General features: G+C 65.2%; 1 protein-coding gene. It reads right to left on the reverse strand.

The genetic code is table 11. The features are described from left to right. A partial coding sequence (locus MLGJGCBP_RS24130) for an NAD(P)(+) transhydrogenase (Re/Si-specific) subunit beta (RefSeq protein WP_201453186.1) occupies nucleotides 1–551 on the reverse strand: 551 nt, incomplete at both ends.

The raw sequence follows: 551 nt of genomic DNA on the forward strand, positions 1-551 counted from the left end.
TTGAGTTCCTCGGTGACCTCGGAGACCGACTTCTTCGCGTCCCCGAACAGCATCGAGGTGGTGTCCGCGAAGAACAGCGGGTTGTCGATACCGGCGAACCCGGAGTTCATCGACCGCTTGAGCACGATCACCGACTTCGACTGATCCACATTCAGGATCGGCATGCCGTGGATCGGCGACGACGGATCATTCCGCGCGGCCGGGTTGGTGACATCGTTCGCGCCGATCACCAGGGTGACATCGGTGCGTGAGAACTCGTCGTTGATGTCGTCCATTTCCTTCATCGCGTCGTACTCGACGTCCGCCTCCGCCAGGAGCACGTTCATGTGCCCGGGCATCCGGCCCGCGACCGGGTGGATCGCGTACTTGACCTCGACGCCCTTCGACTCGAGCAGCTTGGCCATGTCCTTGACCGCGTGCTGGGCCTGCGCCACCGCCAACCCGTAACCGGGGACGACGATGACCTGGTTGGCGTACGCCATCTGGATCGCCGCGTCCGCCGCCGAGGTGGCCTTCGCCGTCTTCGCGGTGCCGTCCCCGACCGCCGCCGC

The organism is Rhodococcus sp. T7, assembly GCF_009872365.1.
Taxonomy (GTDB): Bacteria; Actinomycetota; Actinomycetes; order Mycobacteriales; family Mycobacteriaceae; genus Rhodococcus_F.